This is a genomic window from Duganella rhizosphaerae (assembly GCF_040364205.1).
In the GTDB taxonomy this organism is placed as follows: domain Bacteria; phylum Pseudomonadota; class Gammaproteobacteria; order Burkholderiales; family Burkholderiaceae_D; genus Rugamonas; species Rugamonas rhizosphaerae.
On record NZ_BPWK01000002.1, the window covers coordinates 371423 to 392862 of the forward strand.

Below are 21440 nucleotides of genomic sequence, written 5' to 3' on the forward strand. Positions count from 1 at the left end.
GTCAGTGTGCGTGCATGGCCACGGCCAGGGCGGCGCCGCAGCGGGCGTTGTTCTTCACCAGTGCGATGTTGGTCGCCAGGCTGCGGCCCTCGGTCAGCTGCTTGATGCGACTGAGCAGGAAGGGGGTGACGTTCTTGCCGGTCACGTCCTGCGCATCGGCTTCCTGCAAGGCCTGCGCGGTGATGGCGTCGATCTCCGCCTTCGGCATCGCTTCGGCGGCCGGCACCGGATTGCTGACCACCACGCCGCCCTTGAGGCCCAGCTGCCACTTGGTGTGGATGAAGGCCGCCTGTTCGGCCGGCGTGTCGAGCTGGAAGTCGGCATTGAAGCCGCTCTCGCGGGTGAAGAAGGCGGGGAAGCCGCGCTGGCCCACGCTGACCACCGGCACGCCGTGCGTCTCCAGGTATTCGAGCGTCAGGCCGATGTCGAGGATGGACTTGACGCCGGCGCACACCACCGCCACCGAGGTCTGCGCCAGTTCCTGCAGGTCGGCCGAGATGTCGAAGCTGGTCTCGGCGCCGCGGTGCACGCCGCCGATGCCGCCGGTGACGAACACCGAGATGCCGGCCAGCTCGGCGCAGATCATGGTGGCTGCCACGGTGGTGGCGCCCAGTTTCGATTGTGCCAGCACGTAGGGCAGGTCGCGGCGGCTGACCTTCATGGCGTCGGGCGAAGTGCCCAGCAGTTCCAGCTGTTCTTCCGACAGGCCGATGCAGATCTTGCCGCCGATGATGGCGATGGTGGCCGGCACGGCGCCGCCGTCGCGGATGATCTGTTCCACTTCACGCGCCATCTGCACGTTCTGCGGATACGGCATGCCGTGCGAGATGATGGTCGATTCCAGCGCGACGACAGGTTTGCCGGCGGCGCGGGCGGCCGCCACTTCGGGCGAAAACAGCAGATAGTGATGGACAGCTTGCATGGTGGGATTCCTTATGCCTTGTTGGGGAAGAGCGGCGGGTTGTATTCCGCCGACAGGTCGAAGTCGTGGATCTCGTCGAGGACATCGGCGGCCAGCATCGGCGACACGGTCTCCTGGGATTCGAGCGTCATCGCGGCCACCTTCAGGCCGCGGCGGCAGGCCAGCGTCAGATCCTGGCTGCCCTGGTACAGCGACCAGCAGACGGCGGCCGAGAAGGCGTCGCCGGCGCCGGTGACGTCGACCACCTCCACCTGGTGCGCGGCCAGCCATACCAGCTCGCCGTCGCGGGTGTGGAACACGCCCTGGCTGCCGCAGGTGACGATGACGTCCTGCGCGCCCTGGGCTTGCACGTCGCGGCAGGCGGCGCGCACGTCGGCTTCGGTCGGCAGCGCGCGGCCGGCGCGGGTTTCCAGCTCGCCGCGATTGAGGATCAGCAGGCGCAGGCCTTTCAGCTCGGCCGGCAGGCGCGCCATCTTCGGCTGCGATACGGCGACGATCACCAGCGGCACATTGTCGGCGCGGGCGCTGTCGAGCAGCAGGGCGATGCTGTCGGCCGGCAGGTTCAGGTCGACCACCGTCATCGCGGCGGCGGAGCGCTGCGGCTGGCGGCTGGTCAGATAGTCCGGCGTGATGCGGTCGTACAGCGCCATGTCGGCCAGCGCCACCACCAGTTCACCGGCGTCGTCGAGGATGGCGGTGTAGGTGCCGGTCGGCGTCTCCGGCAGTTTCAGGCTGCCGCGCGTGTCGATGCCGGCGCCTTCCGCATGGTCTTGCAGGCTGCGGCCGGCGACGTCGTCGCCCAGGGCGGTCAGCAGCGCGGTCGGCAGGTTCAGACGCGTCAGGTTCTCGGCGATGTTGCGGGCCACGCCGCCGTAGACTTCCTCGGCGGTGGCGGGATTGGAGGTGCCCAGCTGCATGGCGGCGATGGTGCGCAGCTTGCGGTCCAGGTTGGCGGCGCCTATGCACATCACCGGACGCTTGTCCGGTAGCACGTAGGCGCGGCCCAGCAGGCGCCGTTCGCGTATCAAACCAGCGATGTGGCCGGCCACGGCGGAGCGCGACAGGCGCAGTTCCACGGCCAGGTCCTGCTGGGAGATGAAGGGATTGGCGCGGATCAGCTGGTAGAGCTGGTCCTTCTTGGAGGAATCGGTCACGGGCTACTCGCTAAAACATTTGTCCATCATGGTAAACATTTGTTCAAATCAAGTCAATCGCGCACTGCGGCTAAGTTTGGCTTCATTTATAATACCCCTGATTTATATCGCTTTAGTATAAATGCTGAAGAAAAATGGTATTTGCCATACATATGGACGATGATGCATAGTGTCAGCTTCCCCAGCCACAACAGAAAAACAGAGGATAACCATGTCTAATAATTCCCCATTCCAGGCAGCTGACATCATTCGCGCCCGTGTCCCTGCGGGTTTCAAGCCGCGCATCGCCATGATTCTGGGTTCCGGCCTGGGCGTGCTGGCGGAACAAATGACCGACGCGGTCACCATCAGTTTCAACGAGCTGCCAGGCTTCCCGATCAGCACCGTGCACGGCCACGCCGGCGAACTGGTGATCGGCACTCTGTCGGGCGTGTCGGTGGTGTGCATGAAGGGCCGCGGCCACGTCTACGAAGGCTACGGCCTGGGCGTGATGACCAGCGCCGTGCGCACCATGAAGCTGCTCGGCTGCGAGATGCTGTTCGTGACCAACGCCGCAGGTTCGCTGCGCACCGAAGTCGACGCCGGCTCGCTGGTGGCGCTGACCGACCATATCAACTACCTGCCGGGCACCCCGATGATGGGCCCGAACGACGAGCGTTTCGGTCCGCGCTTCTTCAGCATGGCCAACGCCTACGACGCCGACCTGCGCGCGTTGCTGCACTCCTCGGCCAAAGAGAAGAACGTCACCCTGCACGACGGCGTGTACATCGCCTACGCCGGTCCTAACTTCGAGACCCCTGCCGAAATCCGCGCCTTCAAGACGCTGGGCGCAGACATGGTCGGCATGTCGGTGGTGCCGGAAGTGGTGTCGGCCCGTCACTGCGGTTTGAAAGTGGTCGGCGTATCGGCCATCACCAACCTGGCTGAAGGCCTGTCGCCGTTCCCGCTGTCGCACGAGCAGACGCTGAAATACGCGGCTGTCGCAGCGACCTCGCTGATTGAAGTGATCCTGGGCTTCCTGGCCAACGTGGCCAAAACGCCGCAGGCGTAAGATTCCCGAGGGGCGGCCGAATGTCCGCCCCTTCTGCTTTATAGGAGTTCGAAATTATGAAACGCGCATTTATCCTCTTGCTCGATTCGTTTGGTTTGGGCGCCACGCCCGATGCCGCGAAGTACAACGACGTCGGCGCCAACACCTTCGGCCACATCGCCGAGTGGGCCGCCAAGAGCGGCAAGCCGATGTCGCTGCCGACCATGGAAAAACTGGGCCTGGCCGCGGCCGCCCATACCGCCAGCGGCCAGTGGGCCGCCGGCTTCGCACAGCGCGAAGGCTTCACCGCCGCCTACGGCGCTGCGCGCGAACGCTCGACCGGCAAGGACACCCAGTCCGGCCACTGGGAAATCGCCGGCGTGCCGGTGGAATTCGACTGGGGCTACTTCCCGAAAACCGTGCCGTCGTTCCCGGCCGAGTTGACCGCCAAATTGCAGGCGCTGGCCGGCGTGCCGGGCTTCCTGGGCGACTGCCACGCATCGGGTACGGAGATCATCAACAAGCACGGTGACGAGCATGTCGCCAGCGGCAAGCCCATCATCTACACCTCCGCCGACTCGGTGCTGCAGATCGCCGCGCACGAAGAATCGTTCGGCCTGGAGCGCCTGTATGAAATCTGCGAGATCGCCTTCAAGCTGGTCGAGCCATACAACATCGGCCGCGTGATCGCGCGTCCGTTCACCGGCGCGGACGGCAACTACACCCGCACCACCAATCGTCACGACTACGCGGTCGCACCGCCGGCGCCTACGCTGCTGGACCACGTGAAGAACGACGGCGGCGAAGTCATCGCCCTCGGCAAGATCAGCGACATCTTCGCGACCCAGGGCGTATCGCGCATGGTCAAGGGCAAGGACAACATGGCGCTGTTCGACGCGTTGATGAAGGTGGAAGAAGAAGCTGGCGACAAGTCGCTGACGTTCGTGAACTTCGTCGACTTCGACCAGGCCTTCGGCCACCGCCGCGACGTCACTGGCTACTCCAACGCGCTGCACGAGATGGATGCGCGCCTGCCTGAGTTCATCGCCAAGCTGAAAGAGGGCGACCTGGTGGTGATCACCGCCGACCATGGCTGCGATCCGACCTGGCCTGGCTCCGACCACACCCGTGAACATATCCCGATGATCTTCTTCGGTCCGGGCGTGAAGGCGCAACAGCTGCCTATCTCCGAAACCTTCTCCGACATCGGCCAGACGTTGGCCCATCACCTCGGCGTCAAACCACTTTCTCACGGAAGCAACCTGTTATGACCTTCAAACGTAACGAAGCGGTCCCACTGGACCTGGGCTGGATCAATCACATCCACATCAACAAGAGCGCCGCCGACCGCCGCGCCGCCAGTCTGGCGAACCGCCGCACGGTGAAGAAGGAATACCAGGCCGCCTGGCTGGTCAAGGCCATCGGCCTGATCGACCTGACCACGTTGTCCGGCGACGACACGCCGGGCCGCGTCGAGCGCCTGTGCATGAAGGCCATGCGTCCGCTGCGTTCGGACCTGGTCGAGGCACTGGGTCTGCAAGACTACAAACTGACCACCGGCGCCGTCTGCGTGTACCACGAGATGATCAAGCCTGCGACCCAGGTGCTGCAAGGCCGCCTGCCTATCGCCGCCGTGTCGACCGGCTTCCCGGCCGGCTTGACCAGCATGGAAACCAAGGTTCGCGAGATCGAATTGTCGGTGGCCGCAGGTGCGACCGAGATCGATATCGTCATCACCCGCCAGCACGTTTTGACGGGCAACTGGCAAGCGCTGTACGACGAGATGCTGGCTTACCGCAAGGCTTGCGGCGAAGCGCACGTCAAGGCGATTCTGGCGACCGGTGAACTGGTCACGTTGGAAAACGTGGCCAAGGCTTCGTGGGTCTGCATGATGGCTGGTGCGGACTTCATCAAGACCTCGACCGGCAAGGAGCCGGTCAACGCGACGATCCCGGTATCGCTGACGATGGTGCGCGCGATCCGCGACTACCACGAGCAGACCGGCTTCAAGATCGGCTACAAGCCGGCGGGTGGCGTGGGCACGGCCAAGGCCGCGCTGCAGTACCTGTCGCTGATGAAGGAAGAACTGGGCAACGAGTGGCTGGAGCCACACCTGTTCCGCATCGGCGCATCCAGCCTGCTGACCGACATCGAACGCCAGCTTGAGCACTATGTGACCGGCAACTACTCCGCCGCACATCGCCACGCGCAACCATAAAGAATACGGACACGTTATGCCAACCATCAAAGAGATCCTGAACACCATGGAATACGGCCCAGCACCGGAAAGCACGAAAGAAGCGCAAGCGTGGCTGGAGCAGCACGGCCGCACCTTTGGCCTGTTCATCGACAACCAGTGGAGTGAGCCAGGCGAGTTGTTCGCCTCGACCAATCCAGCTGATGCGGCCAAGCTGGCCGACCTGACCCAGGCCACCGGCAGCGACGTCGATCGCGCCGTGGCAGCCGCGCGCGCAGCGCAGCCGGGCTGGCAGGCGCTGGGCGGCCATGGCCGCGCCAAGGTCATGTACTCGCTGGCCCGCCTGATGCAGAAGCACGCGCGCCTGTTCGCCGTGCTGGAAACGCTGGACAACGGCAAGACCATCCGCGAAACCCGCGATGTCGACCTGCCGCTGGTGGCGCGTCACTTCTACTACCACGCTGGCTGGGCGCAGCTGCAAGCCGAAGAATTCGCGGACTACCGCGCCGTCGGCGTGGTTGGCCAGATCGTGCCTTGGAATTTCCCGCTGCTGATGCTGTCGTGGAAAATCGCACCGGCCATGGCTGCTGGTAACACCATCGTCTTCAAACCGGCTGAATTCACTTCGCTGACCGCGATGCTGTTCGCCGAGATCTGCGTACAAGCCGGCGTGCCTGCCGGTGTGGTCAACATCGTCACCGGCGATGGCCGCGTGGGCGAAGCCATCGTCAACCATCCAGGCATCGACAAGCTGGCCTTCACCGGTTCGACCGAAGTAGGGCGCTTGATCCGCGTTGCCACCGCAGGCAGCGGCAAGAAGCTGTCGCTGGAATTGGGCGGCAAGTCGCCGTTCATCGTGTTCGACGATGCAGACCTGGATGCCGCCGTTGAAGGCCTGGTTGATTCGATCTGGTTCAATCAGGGCCAGGTATGCTGCGCGGGTTCGCGTCTGCTGGTGCAGGAATCGGTGCAGGATAAATTCCTGGCCAAGCTGCGCGCCCGCATGGACAAGCTGACCCTCGGCTCGCCGCTGGACAAGTCGATGGACATCGGCGCCCTGGTCGATCCGGTGCAGCAGCAGCGCATCGCCGGCCTGGTGGAATCGGCCCGCGCCGAAGGTTGCGAGGTTTATCAGCCTAAGTGCGAAATCCCTGCCAACGGCTCGTGGTTCCCTCCAACGCTGATCACCGGCGCATCGACTTCCGCCGCCGTGGCGCAAGCCGAGATCTTCGGCCCAGTGCTGGTGGCGATGAGCTTCCGCACTCCGCCGGAAGCCGTGCAACTGGCGAACAACACCGTCTACGGCCTGGCCGCCTGCGTCTGGACCGAGAACATCTCGCTGGCGCTGGACGTCGCGCCGCAGATCAAGGCCGGCGTGGTGTGGATTAACACCGCCAACCAGTTCGACGCCGCTTGCGGCTTCGGCGGCTACCGCGAATCCGGCTTCGGTCGTGAAGGCGGCCGCGAAGGTATGTACGAATACCTGACCGCCAAATCGGAAGATGCGCGTCCTGCGACGCCTGTGGTTGAAGCCAAGGCCAAGGCAAAAGCCACCGGTTCTTCAGCTTTAACTTCGGCAGCGGGTGGCGCGTTCGCCATCGACCGCACCGCCAAGCTGTACATCGGCGGCAAGCAAGCCCGCCCCGACGGCGCCTACAGCCGCGCGATCCACGGAGCTGACGGCGCCTTCATCGGCGAAGTCGGCGAAGGCAATCGCAAGGACATCCGCAACGCGGTGGAAGCGGCGCACAAGGCCGGCGGCTGGGCGAAAGCCACGTCGCACAACCGCGCACAGGTTCTGTACTACATCGCGGAAAACCTGGCCGCGCGCGGCGAGGAGTTCGCAGCCCGCATCGCCGCGATGACCGGCTCCAAGAACGCGGAAAAAGAAGTGCAGGCTTCGATCGAGCGCCTGTTCTACTACGCAGCGTGGGCCGACAAGTACGACGGCCTGGCGCACCAGCCGCCTATGCACGGCATCACCGTGGCGCTGAACGAGCCGGTCGGCGTGATCGGCATCGTCTGCCCGAACGAGTCGCCGCTGCTGGGCTTCATCTCGCTGGTGGCGCCGGCTATCGCGCTGGGCAACCGCGTGGTGGTGGTGCCGTCGGAAGCGCATCCGCTGTCGGCCACCGATCTGTATCAGGTGTTCGATACGTCGGACCTGCCGGACGGCGTGGTCAACATCGTCACCGGTTCGGCCGATGAACTGGCGCGCACGCTGGCGACGCACTCGGACATCGACGCGGTATGGCGTCATGACGGTTCGGCCGAAGGCTGTGCGGAAGTGGAGCGCCTGTCGGCTGCTTCGCTCAAGCGCACCTGGGTCGGCGGCGCGAAGGGCCGTGACTGGTACAGCACCGCGCAATCGGGCGGCCGCGCAGTACTGGCGCACGCGTCGCAAGTTAAAAACGTCTGGATTCCATACGGCGTTTAACCCCCAAACAGAAGGGGTCGGACCCCGTGCGGGGTCCGACCCCGAGCGCCGCCGCAGTGCGGGGTTCGCGGGTGCCGCGAACTTTGCTGCGGCGTTATCAATTTACCTAAGCGGAGAATTCCATGTTCTTACCTCAAGAGATCATTCGCAAAAAGCGCGACGGCGGCGTCCTGAGCGCCGAAGAGATCCAGTTCTTCGTTGGCGGCATCACCTCGAACCGCGTCACCGAAGGCCAGATCGCCGCGCTGGCGATGGCGGTCTACTTCAACGACATGACCATGGACGAACGCGTCGCCTTCACACTGGCGATGCGCGATTCCGGCGAAGTGCTGGACTGGCGCTCGCTGGACCTGCCAGGTCCGGTGGTCGACAAGCACTCGACCGGCGGCGTCGGCGACGTGGTCTCGCTGCTGCTCGGCCCCATGGTCGCGGCCTGCGGCGGTTTCGTGCCGATGATCTCCGGCCGTGGCCTGGGCCACACCGGCGGCACGCTGGACAAGTTCGATTCCATCCCCGGCTACACCACCGTGCCGACCAATGAACTGTTCCGCAAAGTAGTCAAGGAAGTCGGCGTCGCCATCATAGGCCAGACCGCGTCGCTGGCGCCGTCGGACAAGATCTTCTATGGCGTGCGTGACGTGACCGCCACCGTGGAATCGGTCGCCATGATTACCGGCTCCATCCTGTCGAAGAAGCTGTCGGCAGGCTTGGACGCGCTGGTGATGGACGTTAAAGTAGGCAGCGGCGCCTTCATGCCGACCTACGACAAATCGGTGGAGCTGGCGGACAGCATCGTCAAGGTCGGCAACGGGGCCGGCATGATGACGTCGGCCATCCTGACCGACATGAACGAATCGCTGGCGCCATACGCCGGCAACGCGCTGGAAGTACGCGGCGCGATGGATTACCTGAGCGGCAAATCGCGTCCTGCGCGCCTGCACGAAGTGACGATGGCGCTGTGCGCCGAGATGCTGGTGCTGGGCAAACTGGCCGCCACCGAAGAAGAGGCGCGCGCCAAGCTGCAAGCGTCGCTGGACAGCGGCGAAGCCGCCGAGCGCTTCTCGCGCATGGTGGTGGCGCTGGGCGGCCCGGCGGACCTGATGGACAATCCGGACAAGTACCTGGAGCGTTCGCCTATCATCGTGCCGGCGCCTGCGCTGGTTTCCGGTTATGCCTTGACTGCCAACTGCCGCGAAATCGGCCTGGCCGTGGTGTCGCTGGGCGGCGGCCGTCGCCGCGCTGCTGATCCGATCGACTTCGCTGTCGGCCTGACCGGGCTAGTTGGCCTGGGCGACAAGATCGAAGCCGGCCAGCCGCTGGCGATGGTGCACGCCCGTACGCAGGAAGCTGCCGAGCAGGCGATCCGCGAAATCCAGGCGGCCTACCAGATCGCGGGTGCTGCGCCGGCCGCGAACCCGGTCATCTACCGCACGATCCGTCCATAAGAGAGTCGCACATGAACAAACAAGAACTGATCGTCGAAGCCGCCGCCGCGCGCCTGAAGGCTTACACGCCGTACTCCAACTTCAAAGTCGGCGCGGCGCTGCTGACCAACGACGGCAAGGTTTTCCACGGCTGTAACGTGGAAAACGCGTCCTACGGCCTGTGCAACTGCGCCGAGCGCACCGCCTTGTTCAGCGCTTTCGCGCATGGCTACAAGCCGGGCGATTTCGCGCAGTTGGTCGTCATCGGTGAGACTGACGGCCCTATCGCACCGTGTGGCGCTTGCCGCCAGGTGATCCTGGAGTTAGGCGGTAACGAGCTGCCGGTGCTGCTGACCAACCTCAAAGGCGACATCTACGAAACCACCGCAGCCGAACAACTGCCGAACGCCTTTGGCGGCGCTGACCTGAAGAAGAAGTAATTTGGCCTTCAAGAAGACAATCGATGTGCAGGCTGCCGTCGCGATCGCGGCGTCGGAGGCTATTGCCGCCAAAACGCAGGGCACCTTTGGTGTCGGCGGTTTGATGCTCGACCAGCACGGCAACGTGCTGCAGTCGCTGCACAACAACGTTATCAAGCAGGGACTGATCTTCGACCCGACCGCGCACGGCGAGCGCCAGTTGATCGACTGGTACTACGCCGAACGCGCCAAGGGCCGCGAGCTGCCGGAGCCGCAGGACATCACCATCGTCACCTCGCTCGATCCCTGCTGCATGTGCAGCGGCGCGATCCTTGCTGGTGGCTTCAATGTGGTGGTGGCAGCGCCGGACAAAAGCGCTGGCGTCAACTACGACGCCAGCGCCACCTTCAGCGTGCTGCCGGAATCTCTGCGGCCGCAGGCCGAAGCGACGTTCAGCTACCCGGCCATTCTCGGCTCCTCGCTGTACACGCGCGCGAGTTCGGGCGCCGCGCCGAAGTCCTTCTTCATCGGCAAAACCATCTCCGAACCGACGCAGGCCTTATGCTCATTGGTGTTTGAGGCCACGGCCAATGAGGTGATGGAGCTGTTCAACACCGATCTGCCGCAACAACAATTGAAATGCCCAATGACGCTGGCGTCCGACCACGCCATCGTGCACGCGCTCCGGCAGCTGTATCCGGACGCGCTGGCCTACCGCTGCACACCGCAGCAGCCGGACGCCGGCCTGGCGCCGTTCCTGCTGCAAGCGATGGCGCGCGACCGCGAACATGGCGGGGCAGGGGAGGCCGTTGCCTTGCTGGATTCGTTCGGCAATCTGCTGCTGTGCATGCCGGGTCGGATGTCGCAGTCGGGCATCCGCAGCGCCTTCATGGAAACCACGCGCGCCTACGCGCAACTGCGCTACAAGCTGATGGCCGGCGCCACGCCGGCGCAGCAGGAAGAGATACGCCAGTATCTCGGCCATCCAAAAGACGGCACCTTCGTCTTCGCCAAAGGACCTGACAGCGGCGCGATCAGCTTCATGAACCTGGGCGCCTACGGTTCGACGATGGAAGGCCCGCTGCCGCTGAAAAATCCAACGCAGTTCCAGTACGTACTGCCGGGCATGCCGGAAGCCGAACTGGCAGCGCTGTGCGCCGCCATGCCGCCGCTGTACCGCAACATCATCCGCATCCGCCCCACCCAAGTCGCCGACCACGGCCTGATCGCCGCGCTGGCCTGATGTGCTACGCCGCCTTGGCGTCGGCTTGCAGCATGCCGAAGATGTTGCCGTCGAGGTCCTTGGCGTAGGCCAGCCAGCCGATGCCGGGAATGGGCATCTTCGGCACCACCACTTCCGCCTTCAGCGCCGCCACTTTCGCCAGCATATCGTCGAGCTGCTCGACATCGACCGTGCAGACGAAGGCGTTCACGCTCTGCATTGCCGCGGGCGCTGAACCCTGGCGCGGCAACAGGCCGCCGTTGATGCCGCGCTGGGCCGGATCGCCTGTGTCGATCAGCCAGTATTCGCCACCTTCCCATTTGCTGAAATTCCAGCCGAACAGCTCGCTGTAAAAATCGATCAGCACTTGCGGTTGGCTGGCCTGGATTTCAAAATGTACTGGACGTCCCATGGTCTGCTCCTTAATCCGCCGGATCGTAAGTGCCGATGCTCCAGATGTGGCCCTCGGGATCACGGCAGGTGAAGCCGCGTCCGCCGTAGTCCTCATCCTTGATTTCGAGCAGGATCTCGCCGCCGGCCTGCTTGACGTTGTCGTACACCTTGTCGGCGTCGTTGACGACCAGGTAGGAACTCTGCGTGTTGAACTGGCCGATCTCGGAAGGCTGCTTCATCAGGCGGCCGAACTCGGTGTCGAACACCGAACCGAGCATGATCATGCCGTTGCCGAAACTGAGTTGCGCGTGAGCGATGCTGCCGTCTTCGTTCGGCACCACCAGCGTCGCTTCAAAGCCGAACGTGGTGCACAGCCAGTCGATGGCGGCTGGCGCGTCGCGGTAGCGCATGCATGGAATGACGTTGCTGCGGGTCTGCTTGGGTATGCTGGACATTGTTTTCTCCCTGTCGTGGTCTGGAACAGATTCGATCAATATTTACCCCCATCCGTTCGGCGGCCTGGAGCGGCTGAACGATGCAGGAAAGTATATATTGATAACGATCAGACGGAGATTACATTTGCTGGAATAAGTGGGCGTTACCACGGCTGACTTCCAGCTGTTCGTCGAAGTTGCGGATCTTCACCATCTGCCGTCCGCGCAAGTCGCGCGTGACTTCTTCGATGGCATCGACCCGCACCAGTGTCGAGCGGTGGATGCGCCAGAATTCGTCCGGGTCCAGTTCGTCCGCCAGCTCCTTCAGCGTTTTGCGTATCAACACTTCCGCCTGCGCGGTCTGTACGCGTGTGTACTTTTCGTCGGCGCGGAAGAACAGCACTTCGCGTGTGCTGATCATGCGCAGGTTGTTGCCGACCACCGCCTGGATCCACCGCAGGTAATCCGGCCTGGCGCTCGGCTTGCTCTGGCTGGACAGCAGTTGGCTCAGTTGCCGCTCGATGTTGGACGGCTGCTGGCCGATCAGCGATTGCAGGCGCGTGCAGGTGGTCTTCAGGCGTTCGCCGCCGGCCGGTTTCAACAGATAATCCAGCGCACCCTGCTCGAAGGCTTCGATCGCATATTGATCGTAGGCCGTCACGAACACCAGGTGGCAGCGGTTGAACAGCATGCGCGCCGCCTCGATGCCGGACAGGCCGGGCATGCGGATGTCGAGGAATACGATGTCTGGCTGGTACTGGCCGGCCAGCGCCACGGCCTCGATGCCGTTGGCCGCCTCGGCGACGATCTCCAGTCCCGGCCACGCTTCCAGCAGGCGCGCGCGCAGCTGGCGGCGCATCGGTTCCTCGTCGTCGGCGATCAGCGCGGTGGCGCGGCGCTGGCCGCCCGGTGTGACGATATTCATTTCGAACCTCCGGCAAAAATATCCGGCGCATACGGGATGCGAACGCTGGCGCGCGTGCCGCCCGTCAGCGGCGCTTCGATCACCAGCTGCGCGCGGTTGCCGTACAGGATGCGCAGCCGTTCGCGCACATTGGCCAGGCCGATGCCATCGCCGGCGTGGACGTTGAAACCGATGCCGTCGTCCAGCACGTCCACCTGCAGCATGGCGCCGTCGACGCTGGCGCGGATGTCGATGCGGCCGCCCTCGATCTTCGGCTCCAGGCCGTGCTTGATGGCGTTCTCGATCAGGATCTGCAGCATCATCACGGGGAAGGTGGCGCTCAGCATTTCCGGCGGCACGTCGACCGACACCGCCAGCCGCGCGCCCATGCGCGCCTGCATGATCGCCAGGTAGGCGCGCGACATCTCGATCTGCCGGCCCAGCGTGCCGCTGCCTTTGGCCCGCATCTGCGGCAAAGTGGCGCGCAGGTAGTCGATCAAATTCTGGTGGATGCGCGCGGCCTGCGGCGGATCGGTCTCGATCAGCTGGCCGATCAGCGCGAGCGTGTTGAACAGGAAGTGCGGCTCGACCTGCGCCTGCAAGGCCGCCATGCGCGCCTCGATCACGCGCCGCTCCATGCCTTCCTCGTCGGCGTGGCTGGTGGCGTCGCGCGCTTCGATCTCGGCCTTGCGCTTGCCGCCGGCCAGCACCTTCAGGCCGAGCGACAGCGCGATGAAGGCAGCGGTCTGCTTGGGCAGGCCGAACGGCGTCAGGCCGAACAGCAGCAACAGCAGCCACACCATCATCAGCTTGCGCCATTCCACCTGCGCCAGCCAGTCGAAGAAACGCCACCACATGCTGGTGGCCGTTTCGCCGATCTCGCGGATGATGTCGAGCAGGCTTTTGGCGTTGTCGTAGCCGGCCTTGGCCAGCCCTCGTTTTTTCATTGCTGCTGCTCCTGGCGGCGGCGCTGGCGGCGGCCGCCGACCACGCAGGCGCCGACGGCGATCTTCAGCACCAGGAAGAAGGCGAACAGCACCATCGCCAGCGGCAGGATGGTGAGGATGAAGGCCAGGATCAGCGCGGCGCCCAGCAGCGCGGGCGGCGACATGCGCTGCACCAGTCGCACGCCGTAGCGCACGGTCTGTGCGAAGGCGCGGAAGATTTCTTCCATCAAATCCATCACGGCCTGGCTGTTCAATTTACTCATTTGTGACTCCATCAAAATCGTTGCGATGGAATCACTGTAGCAAAGCCCTCAGGCGCGCTGTTGCGGATTCCGATCAACTGCGGTTTGAGCGGGATGGCCGGTTATTCCAGAGGATAAGCGGCGGGAAAATCAGTGCTGCTGCGTAATGACCGTTGCACGCTCCCAGTCGCTGCGCAGCAGGCCGTAGATCACGCTGTCCGAGATCTCTCCGCTGACGAACCAGCGCTCGCGCAGCAAGCCTTCGCGCCGGAAGTGCAGGCCTTCCAGGATGCGGCCCGAGGCAATATTGTCGGGATGGATATCTGCTTCGATGCGATGCAGTTCCAGCGGGCCGAAGCCATAGGCGATCAGCGCGACCAAGGCTTCCTGCATATAGCGCTTGCCCCAGTGCGGCCGCGCCAGCATGTAGCCGATGTCGCAGCGGTGGTTGCGGCGGTCGAAGGCATACAGCGTGACGGTGCCGATCAACTCACCATCCGGCAGCACCACCGCCAGGCGCAGCGAGCTGCCGTCCTGGTAGCCCTTGAGGGTTTGTTCGATGTTGTCGACGGCCTGGTCCGCGTGCAGCCAGGGGCCGCTGCTCCAATAGCGCAGCGCGACGGGATCGGAGAACAGGCGGAACATGGCGCCGGCGTCGCCGTGGTCGACGAAGCGCAGGGTCAGGCGGGCGGTCTGCAGCTGGAAGGGGGCGAAGCTGGGCATGCGCGTTCTTTTTTTGGGGATGGCCTGTCAGCTTAGCGGATTTCATACGCCTGTTGGTGATTTTCATAACACTGACGGAAGGAAATAATGATATGCTAAATACAATATATATTATTCTTCTAATATCTCCTCCAAGGACCGCTCCATGATCGCTCGCACCTGCATCGCCATAGCCGCCGCAACCCTTCTGTCTGGAACCGCCTGCGCAGCGCCGCTGACCGCCAACCAGATGCTGCAACAGTTCAACGTTGTCGTCAGCGGCAACCTGACCTCGACCTCGCACGTGGACGGCCGCGCCTATGTGGGCCTGAACGCCAATGGCGGCGATTACGTGCAGCACGCCGGCGATACGCCGGCCTCGGCCTATGCCGGCCTGACCGTGGGCGGCACGCTCAGCGGCAACGTGCATGTGAACGCGCTGGGCCTGGTGACCGGCGGCGACGCCAACGGCATCAACGTCAACAATGGTTCCTCGTACGTGGCCGGCTCCGCGAGCGGCTCCAGCTTCAACGGCGACGCCTGGGTGGCCGGCACCGCCAGCAGTGTCAACTTCAATGGCGGCGCCCACGCGGGCAGCTACGTCAACACCAATCACAACAACGTGCTGGCCGCGCCGACCGGCGTGATGAACAGCACGCTGGCGGCTTCGACCTCGACCAATTTCGGCGCGCTGATGACCGGCTTGTCGAGCCAACTGTCGGCGCTGCACGCGACGGCCGGCACCTCGGTCGCCTACAGCAACAACGACAGCAACGTGCTGCTGAGCGGCACCGCCGTCAATGGCGTGCTGGTGTTCGACCTGACGCATGAAGACAGCAAGATTTTCTCGAGCAAGGTGACCGACATTTCGTTCAACCTGGGCGGCGCCACCACGGTGATCTTCAACACCGACGACAGCAACCTGAGCCTGAACGCCAATTTCAACCAGGCGCAGGCGCTGGGCAGCAAGCTGATCTGGAATTTCGCCGGCCACGACACCAGCGTCACCGTCGGCCGCACCTTTGGCGGCCAGGTGCTGGTGGCCGATGGCAGCTTCAGCAACGTCGGCGGCGCCAATGTCGAAGGCGGGGTGTTCGCCAAGACGTTGAACCAGTTCGGCGAGATCCACCTGCAGAGTTTCACCGGTTCGGTGCCGACCACGCCGGTGCCGGAACCGGAAACCTATGCCATGTTGCTGGCCGGCCTGGGCTTGATGGGGGCTGTGCTGCGCCGCCGCAAACAGCAAGGATAAAGTGCTTCGTGGCAACGGAACGTGATATACTTGAAGTAATTTAATTTGCTATCAAGGAACTATTCATGGTCGCTGTCACGAAAACCGCTGTTTCTGCTGTCGTTCTTGCAATGGCTACCCTGGGTGGCGCGCAGGCTGCCGTGCTCGATCTGGGGCTGCATGGCGCCAATGTATTCTCCTTCACCGATTTCAAGGCGCCCAGCGCCGACGTCGAAGGCGCCATCATGGCCGGCCGCGATGTCCAGCTGGCCAACTACTCGGTCAACGCCAACAATGTCGACGCTTTCGGCAGCTATTCGCTGATCGCCGGCCGCGACCTGAAATTCACCAGCGGTTCGATCAAGAACGGCGATACCTTTGTCGGCGGCAAGGCCAGCCTGACCCAGAGCGTCGACGTGTACTCGAAAATCAAGACCGGCACTGCGCCCGTCAATATGGCTGCGCTGGCCGGCCAGCTGACGTCCGCTTCGACTTCGCTGTCCAAGCTGTCGACCACCGGCACCGCCACCGAGCAGTGGGGCGGCCTGAATATCGCCGGCAGCAAGAAGGGTGTGGAAGTAATCGACATCGACGCCAAGACGCTGTTGAAAGTCACCTACTTCAACTTTAGCAACCTGTCCGCCGGCTCCACGCTGATCCTGAACGTCAGCGGCGACAAGGGCAGCTTCAACGGCGGCTACCAGGGCTTCGAGAACTACAACGTGCTGTTCAACTTCTACCAGGCGACCGACCTGGGCATCCACACCGGCCTGACCGCAAACATCCTGGCGCCACTGGCCAGCGTCAACGGCGGCAGCGGCGTCATCAACGGCAATGTGATCGTCGATTCGTGGAGCTCGTCGGTGCAGATCAATGCCAACCACTTCTTCAAGTCGACCGACGTGCGGGGCTACACCATTGCCGCCGTGCCGGAACCTGAAACCTACGCCATGCTGCTGGCAGGCCTGGGCCTGGTGGGCTTCATGGCGCGCCGTCGCAAGCAGGCTGCGGCACGCTGATCGCCGACAGCACCATATCGACGATGACCTTCTCGGCATCGTCGAAGTCCTTCCTGGTGAGCTGCTTGCGGTTCAACACCAGCGCCATCTGCGCCGAAAAGTCCGCATAGGACTGCGTCATCGCCCAGATGGCGAACAGCAGGTGCGTCGCATTGATCGGCGCAATCTTGCCCTCGCTGATCCACTTCTCGAACACCTCGATATCCTTGCGCACCAGCGGCACCACGCGGCTCTGGATCTGCGCGCCGTACATCTGCGCGCCGCTGATCACCTCCATCGCATACACGCGCGAGGCCCACGGCTGCTCGCGCGAAAATTTCAGCTTGGCCTGCACGTAGGTGCGCAGCACGTCGCGCGGATCCTGGTCGCCGGCGGCCAGGTTTTCCATCCGCTCCAGCCACTCGTCGAGCACCTCGTCCAGCACGCGTTGATACAGCGCCTGCTTGGTGGGGAAGTAGTACATCAGGTTCTGCTTCGACAGGCCGGCGTTCTCCGCCACGGTGGCGATCGAGGTGCCTTCATAGCCGCATTCGGCGAACACCCGCACCGCCTCGGCGGCGATGTCGGCTTCCAGTTTGTCGCGATTGAGAACGCGCCGTTTGATCTTCGGCGCTGGCTCGGCATTCAGTTTTGCTGTCGGCATGTGAGTCTCAGGAAGGTCAGGAGTTGAGGGTGGTCGGTGTAGGCTACGTTGAAGCGGAACCAGATCGATTCCGGCGCGCGCAGCATGAAGAAATCGCACGGCGACAGCAGGATGCCGGACTTGAGCGCCAGGTCGGCGATGACCTTGCCGTTCCAGTCGGCGCTGGGCGCCTCGCTCCAGCCGGCGCTGACGAACATGCCGCCGCGCGGCCTGGCCAGCGGTTCCATGCCGACGCTGCGCAGGCTGTCGATGGCGCGTTCGCGGCCGGCTTCCAGCTGGGTGGAGAGCTTGTCGACCATGCGTTTGTAGGGTCGCGCGGTGATGGCGTGGTAGACGGCGCGCTCGTTGATCTCGGAGGTGGTCAGCCCGGCCAGCATCTTCACCCGCAGCAGCTCGGGAATCAACGAGGCCGAGGCGCAGATCGAACCCACGCGCAGCACCGGCGACAGGGTCTTGGAGAAGCTGCCGACGCGGATCACGCGCCGCAAGCCGTCCATCGCCGCCAGCGAGGCTTCGCCGCGCGGCGCCAGTTCGCGGTAGATGTCGTCCTCCACCAGCCAGAAATCGAACTGCTCGGCCAGGCCAAGCAGGCGGTGCGCCTGCGCCACGCTGAGCGAGGTGCCGAGCGGGTTTTGCAGCACCGTGTTGACGAACATGAGTTTGGGCTGGGTCTGCGCGGCCTGTTTGGCCAGCACGTCGAAATCGAGGCCATGCTCGCCGCGCGGAATGCCGACCGGCACGCAGCCGTGGTGGCGTATCAGCGACAGCAGGTTGCTGTAGCCGGGATCTTCGACGAACACGGTGTCGCCAGGCTTGGTCAACGTGCGCAGGATCAGGTCGAAGGCGTGGGTGGCGCCGTGGGTCAGCAGCACCTGCTCCGGTTCGACCGGGAACAGCTCGTCGCTCAAGGTGGACGATAGCTGTTGGCGCAGCGACGGGAAACCCAGCGGATGGCCGTAGCCGCGCAGCCTGTTGGCCGGTATGCGCATCGCGTGGCGCACGGCGTCGAGGATGGTGTCCTCGCCATACCACTCGGGCGGCAGCCAGCCGGCGCCCACGGCCAATGCGTCAGAAGTGCCGGAATACAGGTCGGGGGTGAGGGCGTCGATCGCGGTCGGCGTGGCTTGCAAGGTCGAAGGCAGCAGCGTCGCCGGGACGTCCTGGCGGGCCACAAAATAGCCGGAACCGCGGCGCGATGACAACAGTCCCAAGGTCACCAGGCGGTCATAGGATTCGACAACTGTAAAGGTACTGATGCCATTACACTTCGCAAATTGCCGCACCGACGGCATTTTCGTTCCTATGCGCAACTCCCTGCGGCCCACCATGGCGCTGATGGCCGAGACGATCTGGTCGACCAGGCTGCCCTTCTTGCTGCGCTCTATGGCGAGCACGGGCCAGCCCACCGCTCCGGGCGGGCAGTCGGCTTGATCGATCGCAGGATTCGCTAGCTCCATCCTTGACTCCACTTAAAGCGTAAAGCAAAACTGTAGTGTTTTTGTTGCCAGTACGGTTGGGCAGTTTTGATATTTGTGTATCTGTGCCATAGTTGTTGCGCTGTCTATTATTGCATCATCATTTTGCCAACTGGTAAATTTTTTTACGGTTCGTCAAAAAAATCCACACGATTGTGAGCAAACTGCGAGCAGACTGTTATCCCAGGAGATGAGCATGAACGAATCCAGACCTGAATCGATGGCGTCCTTCTGGATGCCCTTCACGAACAACCGCGATTTCAAAGCACATCCGCGCCTGCTGGTGTCGGCCAACGGCATGTACTACAAGGACGTCGATGGCAACAGCATCCTGGACGGCACCGCCGGCCTGTGGTGCGTGCCATGCGGTCACGCGCAGCCGAAGATCGTCGCCGCCGTGCGCGAGATGGTGGGCCAGCTCGATTTCGCGCCGACCTTCCAGATGGGCCACCCGGCCGCCTTCGACCTGGCCGAAAAGCTGATGGAGTACACCAACCACAAATTCGGCCATGTGTTCTACACCAACTCCGGTTCGGAGGCGGTGGATACGGCGCTGAAGATCGCGCTGGCGTATCACAAGGCGCGCGGTGAAGCGAGCCGCACTCGATTGATCGGCCGCGAGCGCGGCTACCACGGCGTCGGTTTCGGCGGCATCTCGGTGGGCGGCATCGCCGGCAACCGCAAGCCTTACGGCGTCATGCTGCCCGGCGTGGACCACCTGCCGCACACCCACAATCTGGAGAAGAATGCCTACACCCGTGGCGAGCCGGAATACGGCACCGAGCTGGCCGACGAACTGGAACGCATCGTCGCGCTGCATGACGCATCGACCATCGCCGCCGTCATCGTCGAACCGGTGGCTGGTTCCACCGGCGTGCTGATACCGCCGAAGGGCTACCTGAAGCGCTTGCGCGAGCTGTGCACCAAGCACGGCATCCTGCTGATCTTCGATGAAGTCATCACGGGCTTCGGCCGTTTGACGACACCATTCGCCGCCGACTACTTCGACGTCGAGCCGGACATGATGACCACCGCCAAAGGCCTGACCAACGGCGTGATTCCGATGGGCGCGGTGTTCAGCAAAAAATTCATTCACGACGCCTTCATGGAAGCGCCGGCCGGCATTGAGCTGTTCCACGGTTACACCTACTCGGGCCACCCGGTCGCCTGCGCCGCCTCGCTGGCGACGCTGGAAGTATTCAAGGAACAGAAGATTCTCGAACACGCCGCCGGCATGGCCGAATACTGGGCCGATGCGGTGCATTCGCTCAAGGGCCTGCCGCACGTGATCGACATCCGCACCATCGGCCTGATCGCCGGCATCGAACTGGCGCCTATCGCCGGCAAGCCGGGCGCGCGCGCCTTCGCCGCCTTCAAGCAGGCCTTTGCCGACGGCCTCCTGATACGCACCACCGGCGACATCATCGCCCTGTCTCCACCGCTGGTGCTGGAGAAGAAGCACATCGACGAACTTTTTGGAAAGCTGACGACGGTACTTAAAAACTTAAACTAACGAGGAGAACACCATGCTGGTAGGCGTCCCAAAAGAGATCAAAAACCAGGAGTCCCGCGTTGGCCTTACCCCGGCCAGCGTCAAGGAACTCGTTTTGCGTGGACATCAAGTACTTGTGCAAAAAAACGCCGGTGTCGCCATCGGCTTGAGCGATGCGATGTATGAAGGCGCCGGCGCCACCATCATCGAAGCGGCGGCCGAAATCTTCGCCCGCGCCGAGATGATCGTCAAAGTGAAGGAACCGCAGCCGGAAGAATGCGCGATGCTGCGCAAGGGCCAGATCCTGTACACCTACCTGCACCTGGCGCCGGACCCGGAGCAAACCAAGGCGCTGGTGGAATCGGGCGCGGTCTGCATCGCCTACGAAACCATCACCGGCGCCAACGGCGGCTTGCCGCTGCTGGCGCCGATGAGCGAAGTGGCGGGGCGCATGTCGATCCAGGCAGGCGCCGCGCACCTGGAGAAATCCAAGGGCGGCATGGGCCTTCTCCTGGGTGGCGTGCCGGGCGTGGCTCCGGGCCATATCGCCATCATCGGCGCCGGCGTGGTCGGCACCAATGCCTTGCAGATGGCGGTCGGCATCGGCGCGCGCGTGACGATTTTGGACAAGAACATCGACCGCCTGCGCCAGCTGGATCTGATCTACGGCAACCGCATCTCGACCATGTATTCGAACGCGCACTCGATCGAAGAAGCGGTGCTCGATGCGGACCTGGTGATCGGCGGCGTGCTGGTGCCCGGCGCGGCGGCGCCCAAGCTGGTGACCAAGGACATGATCGCGCGCATGAAGCCGGGCGCGGTGGTGGTGGACGTCGCCATCGACCAGGGCGGCTGCTTCGAAACCTCGTACGCCACCACGCACGAAAAGCCGACCTACGTGGTCGACGGCGTGGTGCACTACTGCGTGGCCAACATGCCGGGCGCCGTCGCCCGCACGTCGACCTTCGCACTGAACAACGCAACCATCGGCCACGCGGTAGCGCTGGCCGACAAGGGCTGGCAGAAAGCGCTGAAAGCCAATCCGCATTTGAAGAACGGTTTGAATGTCTGTCTCGGTCACGTCACCTACGAAGCGGTGGCGCACGGCCTTGGCTATACCTATGTAGACCCGGACAGCCTGCTGGGCTGAAGC

General features: G+C 63.6%; 21 protein-coding genes. 11 read left to right on the forward strand and 10 right to left on the reverse strand.

Annotated elements, in window-relative coordinates:
* Position 1: 1 nt before the first annotated feature.
* Both RUGAMON1_RS05610 and RUGAMON1_RS05615 read right to left on the reverse strand, forming a co-directional pair.
* Positions 2 to 922, reverse strand: coding sequence for a pseudouridine-5'-phosphate glycosidase (locus tag RUGAMON1_RS05610; RefSeq protein WP_445229569.1), 921 nt, complete (start codon positions 920 to 922; stop codon positions 2 to 4).
* A gap of 11 nt (positions 923 to 933) precedes the next feature.
* Positions 934 to 2076, reverse strand: coding sequence for a carbohydrate kinase (locus tag RUGAMON1_RS05615; protein ID WP_445229570.1), 1143 nt, complete (start codon positions 2074 to 2076; stop codon positions 934 to 936).
* A gap of 211 nt (positions 2077 to 2287) precedes the next feature.
* Here RUGAMON1_RS05615 and xapA point away from each other — a divergent pair, with 211 nt between their 5' ends.
* From xapA to RUGAMON1_RS05650, 7 genes are all read left to right on the forward strand, one after another.
* Positions 2288 to 3127, forward strand: coding sequence for a xanthosine phosphorylase (gene xapA, locus RUGAMON1_RS05620; RefSeq protein WP_332851404.1), 840 nt, complete (start codon positions 2288 to 2290; stop codon positions 3125 to 3127).
* 56 nt (positions 3128 to 3183) lie between these two features.
* Positions 3184 to 4377: a phosphopentomutase gene (locus tag RUGAMON1_RS05625; RefSeq protein ID WP_445229571.1), complete on the forward strand. Its 1194-nt coding sequence runs from the start codon at positions 3184 to 3186 to the stop codon at positions 4375 to 4377.
* The gene (deoC, locus tag RUGAMON1_RS05630) at positions 4374 to 5324 is read left to right on the forward strand and encodes a deoxyribose-phosphate aldolase (protein ID WP_116992524.1); all 951 of its coding nucleotides are present in this window, start codon (positions 4374 to 4376) and stop codon (positions 5322 to 5324) included. The genes RUGAMON1_RS05625 and deoC overlap by 4 nt, the downstream gene beginning before the upstream one ends.
* 16 nt (positions 5325 to 5340) lie before the next feature.
* Complete coding sequence (locus tag RUGAMON1_RS05635; RefSeq protein ID WP_445229572.1) at positions 5341 to 7740, forward strand: aldehyde dehydrogenase family protein; 2400 nt, start codon at positions 5341 to 5343, stop codon at positions 7738 to 7740.
* A 122-nt stretch (positions 7741 to 7862) separates the two neighbouring features.
* Complete coding sequence (gene deoA / locus RUGAMON1_RS05640) at positions 7863 to 9185, forward strand: thymidine phosphorylase (protein ID WP_445229573.1); 1323 nt, start codon at positions 7863 to 7865, stop codon at positions 9183 to 9185.
* 11 nt (positions 9186 to 9196) lie between these two features.
* Entirely contained in the window at positions 9197 to 9604 is a 408-nt protein-coding gene (locus RUGAMON1_RS05645) for a cytidine deaminase (protein WP_445229574.1), read from the forward strand.
* 1 nt (position 9605) lies between these two features.
* Positions 9606 to 10826, forward strand: coding sequence for a nucleoside deaminase (locus RUGAMON1_RS05650; protein ID WP_445229575.1), 1221 nt, complete (start codon positions 9606 to 9608; stop codon positions 10824 to 10826).
* Between the two features lie 4 nt (positions 10827 to 10830).
* Here the strand turns inward: RUGAMON1_RS05650 and RUGAMON1_RS05655 are convergent, their stop codons facing one another.
* The 6 genes from RUGAMON1_RS05655 to RUGAMON1_RS05680 all read right to left on the reverse strand — a co-directional run bounded on the left by RUGAMON1_RS05655 (position 10831) and on the right by RUGAMON1_RS05680 (position 14448).
* Positions 10831 to 11217 carry a VOC family protein gene (locus RUGAMON1_RS05655; protein ID WP_445229576.1) on the reverse strand — a complete coding sequence of 129 codons (387 nt, stop codon included), beginning with the start codon at positions 11215 to 11217 and terminating at the stop codon, positions 10831 to 10833.
* A gap of 10 nt (positions 11218 to 11227) precedes the next feature.
* Positions 11228 to 11653: a VOC family protein gene (locus tag RUGAMON1_RS05660; RefSeq protein WP_445229577.1), complete on the reverse strand. Its 426-nt coding sequence runs from the start codon at positions 11651 to 11653 to the stop codon at positions 11228 to 11230.
* A 118-nt stretch (positions 11654 to 11771) separates the two neighbouring features.
* The gene (locus RUGAMON1_RS05665) at positions 11772 to 12557 is read right to left on the reverse strand and encodes a LytR/AlgR family response regulator transcription factor (RefSeq protein ID WP_445229578.1); all 786 of its coding nucleotides are present in this window, start codon (positions 12555 to 12557) and stop codon (positions 11772 to 11774) included.
* Positions 12554 to 13483, reverse strand: a complete 930-nt coding sequence (locus RUGAMON1_RS05670; protein ID WP_445229579.1) for a sensor histidine kinase — start codon at positions 13481 to 13483, stop codon at positions 12554 to 12556. Before RUGAMON1_RS05670 ends, RUGAMON1_RS05665 begins: the two co-directional genes overlap by 4 nt.
* The gene (locus RUGAMON1_RS05675; RefSeq protein ID WP_070267270.1) at positions 13480 to 13746 is read right to left on the reverse strand and encodes a hypothetical protein; all 267 of its coding nucleotides are present in this window, start codon (positions 13744 to 13746) and stop codon (positions 13480 to 13482) included. Before RUGAMON1_RS05675 ends, RUGAMON1_RS05670 begins: the two co-directional genes overlap by 4 nt.
* A 129-nt stretch (positions 13747 to 13875) precedes the next feature.
* Positions 13876 to 14448, reverse strand: coding sequence for a GNAT family N-acetyltransferase (locus RUGAMON1_RS05680; protein WP_445229580.1), 573 nt, complete (start codon positions 14446 to 14448; stop codon positions 13876 to 13878).
* Between the two features lie 145 nt (positions 14449 to 14593).
* Here RUGAMON1_RS05680 and RUGAMON1_RS05685 point away from each other — a divergent pair, with 145 nt between their 5' ends.
* Together RUGAMON1_RS05685 and RUGAMON1_RS05690 are read left to right on the forward strand one after the other, a co-directional pair.
* The gene (locus RUGAMON1_RS05685) at positions 14594 to 15679 is read left to right on the forward strand and encodes an FxDxF family PEP-CTERM protein (protein WP_445229581.1); all 1086 of its coding nucleotides are present in this window, start codon (positions 14594 to 14596) and stop codon (positions 15677 to 15679) included.
* A gap of 110 nt (positions 15680 to 15789) precedes the next feature.
* The gene (locus tag RUGAMON1_RS05690) at positions 15790 to 16677 is read left to right on the forward strand and encodes a choice-of-anchor A family protein (RefSeq protein ID WP_445229582.1); all 888 of its coding nucleotides are present in this window, start codon (positions 15790 to 15792) and stop codon (positions 16675 to 16677) included.
* Here the strand turns inward: RUGAMON1_RS05690 and RUGAMON1_RS05695 are convergent.
* Together RUGAMON1_RS05695 and RUGAMON1_RS05700 are read right to left on the reverse strand one after the other, a co-directional pair.
* Positions 16640 to 17320: a TetR family transcriptional regulator C-terminal domain-containing protein gene (locus RUGAMON1_RS05695; protein WP_445229583.1), complete on the reverse strand. Its 681-nt coding sequence runs from the start codon at positions 17318 to 17320 to the stop codon at positions 16640 to 16642. The genes RUGAMON1_RS05690 and RUGAMON1_RS05695 overlap by 38 nt on opposite strands.
* On the reverse strand, positions 17302 to 18777 hold the full coding sequence (locus RUGAMON1_RS05700) for an aminotransferase-like domain-containing protein (RefSeq protein ID WP_445229584.1): 1476 nt from the start codon (positions 18775 to 18777) through the stop codon (positions 17302 to 17304). The genes RUGAMON1_RS05695 and RUGAMON1_RS05700 overlap by 19 nt, the downstream gene beginning before the upstream one ends.
* Positions 18778 to 18991: 214 nt before the next feature.
* On the opposite strand from RUGAMON1_RS05700, the gene aptA reads away from it, so the two are divergent.
* Complete coding sequence (gene aptA, locus RUGAMON1_RS05705) at positions 18992 to 20308, forward strand: omega-aminotransferase AptA (protein WP_445229585.1); 1317 nt, start codon at positions 18992 to 18994, stop codon at positions 20306 to 20308.
* Positions 20309 to 20321: 13 nt separating this feature from the next.
* The gene (gene ald, locus RUGAMON1_RS05710) at positions 20322 to 21437 is read left to right on the forward strand and encodes an alanine dehydrogenase (RefSeq protein WP_445229586.1); all 1116 of its coding nucleotides are present in this window, start codon (positions 20322 to 20324) and stop codon (positions 21435 to 21437) included.
* Positions 21438 to 21440 lie beyond the last annotated feature (3 nt).

Bases quoted from the DNA above. Each gene is read 5' to 3' on its own strand.
- RUGAMON1_RS05695 (WP_445229583.1), bottom strand. From the start codon at position 17,320: ATGCCGACAGCAAAACTGAATGCCGAGCCAGCGCCGAAGATCAAACGG.
- RUGAMON1_RS05635 (WP_445229572.1), top strand. From the start codon at position 5,341: ATGCCAACCATCAAAGAGATCCTGAACACCATGGAATACGGCCCAGCA.
- RUGAMON1_RS05665 (WP_445229578.1), bottom strand. From the start codon at position 12,557: ATGAATATCGTCACACCGGGCGGCCAGCGCCGCGCCACCGCGCTGATC.
- RUGAMON1_RS05690 (WP_445229582.1), top strand. From the start codon at position 15,790: ATGGCTACCCTGGGTGGCGCGCAGGCTGCCGTGCTCGATCTGGGGCTG.
- RUGAMON1_RS05700 (WP_445229584.1), bottom strand. From the start codon at position 18,777: ATGGAGCTAGCGAATCCTGCGATCGATCAAGCCGACTGCCCGCCCGGA.
- aptA (WP_445229585.1), top strand. From the start codon at position 18,992: ATGAACGAATCCAGACCTGAATCGATGGCGTCCTTCTGGATGCCCTTC.
- RUGAMON1_RS05625 (WP_445229571.1), top strand. From the start codon at position 3,184: ATGAAACGCGCATTTATCCTCTTGCTCGATTCGTTTGGTTTGGGCGCC.
- ald (WP_445229586.1), top strand. From the start codon at position 20,322: ATGCTGGTAGGCGTCCCAAAAGAGATCAAAAACCAGGAGTCCCGCGTT.
- RUGAMON1_RS05610 (WP_445229569.1), bottom strand. From the start codon at position 922: ATGCAAGCTGTCCATCACTATCTGCTGTTTTCGCCCGAAGTGGCGGCC.
- RUGAMON1_RS05670 (WP_445229579.1), bottom strand. From the start codon at position 13,483: ATGAAAAAACGAGGGCTGGCCAAGGCCGGCTACGACAACGCCAAAAGC.
- RUGAMON1_RS05685 (WP_445229581.1), top strand. From the start codon at position 14,594: ATGATCGCTCGCACCTGCATCGCCATAGCCGCCGCAACCCTTCTGTCT.
- RUGAMON1_RS05675 (WP_070267270.1), bottom strand. From the start codon at position 13,746: ATGAGTAAATTGAACAGCCAGGCCGTGATGGATTTGATGGAAGAAATC.
- deoA (WP_445229573.1), top strand. From the start codon at position 7,863: ATGTTCTTACCTCAAGAGATCATTCGCAAAAAGCGCGACGGCGGCGTC.
- RUGAMON1_RS05655 (WP_445229576.1), bottom strand. From the start codon at position 11,217: ATGGGACGTCCAGTACATTTTGAAATCCAGGCCAGCCAACCGCAAGTG.
- RUGAMON1_RS05645 (WP_445229574.1), top strand. From the start codon at position 9,197: ATGAACAAACAAGAACTGATCGTCGAAGCCGCCGCCGCGCGCCTGAAG.
- deoC (WP_116992524.1), top strand. From the start codon at position 4,374: ATGACCTTCAAACGTAACGAAGCGGTCCCACTGGACCTGGGCTGGATC.
- xapA (WP_332851404.1), top strand. From the start codon at position 2,288: ATGTCTAATAATTCCCCATTCCAGGCAGCTGACATCATTCGCGCCCGT.
- RUGAMON1_RS05660 (WP_445229577.1), bottom strand. From the start codon at position 11,653: ATGTCCAGCATACCCAAGCAGACCCGCAGCAACGTCATTCCATGCATG.
- RUGAMON1_RS05680 (WP_445229580.1), bottom strand. From the start codon at position 14,448: ATGCCCAGCTTCGCCCCCTTCCAGCTGCAGACCGCCCGCCTGACCCTG.